The organism is Oleiphilus sp. HI0061, from assembly GCF_001635675.1.
Map to the genome: position 1 here is coordinate 1 of NZ_LWFE01001021.1, position 975 is coordinate 975.

General features: G+C 44.9%; 2 protein-coding genes. One reads left to right on the forward strand and one right to left on the reverse strand.

Translation table 11 applies throughout. The annotated features are described in order from the left end of the window. On the forward strand, positions 1-569 hold a 569-nt coding region (locus A3735_RS12760; protein WP_231882552.1), incomplete at its 5' end, for a choice-of-anchor U domain-containing protein. A 105-nt stretch (positions 570-674) separates the two neighbouring features. Here A3735_RS12760 and A3735_RS30950 read toward each other — a convergent pair. After that, the coding region (locus tag A3735_RS30950; RefSeq protein ID WP_197485886.1) for a hypothetical protein at positions 675-975 on the reverse strand (301 nt) is incomplete at its 5' end.

Sequence of the window (975 nt, forward strand, 5' to 3'; positions counted from 1 at the left end):
TATCCTTAGGCACAGCCGCTATGACGGACCCTAATGGCGGCGCATTACTCAGTGCGTTAAATCTGGGGGATATGGGATTAGAAACTGATGCTGAATTCGACTATGCCAGCGGCCTATTTGATTTCGAAATTCATAATGTGTTGCCAGTTGGAAGTAGTATTCAACTCGTTATTCCGCTTATAGAACCGATTCCTGAAGAAGCAGTGTATCGTAAATTAGATCCAATATACGGCTGGCAGAACTTTGAACTTGATAGCAATAACCAACTATATTCAAGTGCAGGAGAGCCAGGCATTTGCCCTTCTCCTGGAAGTACTGCTTATCAACCAGGCTTAACGCAAGGCCACAACTGTCTAATGATGCTAATAGAAGATGGCGGTGCCAACGATGCAGATGGCCAGGCTAATGGTACTGTGCTTGATCCAGGGGGCGTTGCCAGCTTAGTTTCTGAACCAGTAACTGAACCCACTACGAGCAAGGGTGGCAGTGGTGGCGGTTCAGTCTTCTGGATGCTGTGGCTTGTAGCGTTGCTTGGTTTAAAGCGAATTACACTAAGAGAGCGCCTTTAATTGAGTTTTATATCTTACGTACCAGAAAACCTGGTGCGTAAGATAAACGGGTATTTAATTCCCTCTATGACCCGCAGTGACGCTGTTTAGTGGGTTACGTAATCCTTAAATGTCGCTGGCTCGGCCAGAGATAGCGCTGAGCATTTCTTCTGCCTCGTCATAAGACATGTACTTTGCAACGGCGTAGGTTGAGTTAGCTTCTTTAAAAGCACCCTGAATAATTTCAGAAAAATCTGAGCGTTTTATTTGAGGTATCGTGTTCTCGATATTTAGCGTAGAAATCAAATTTTTGACTTCACTAATAAACGCTTCAGCTAGCACTGTATCATTATCATTTCTGCTGCCGAGACCCAGGCATTGTGCAAGTTCAGCCAAGCGTGTCGTGCTCGCAGCTTTAGTGAATTCA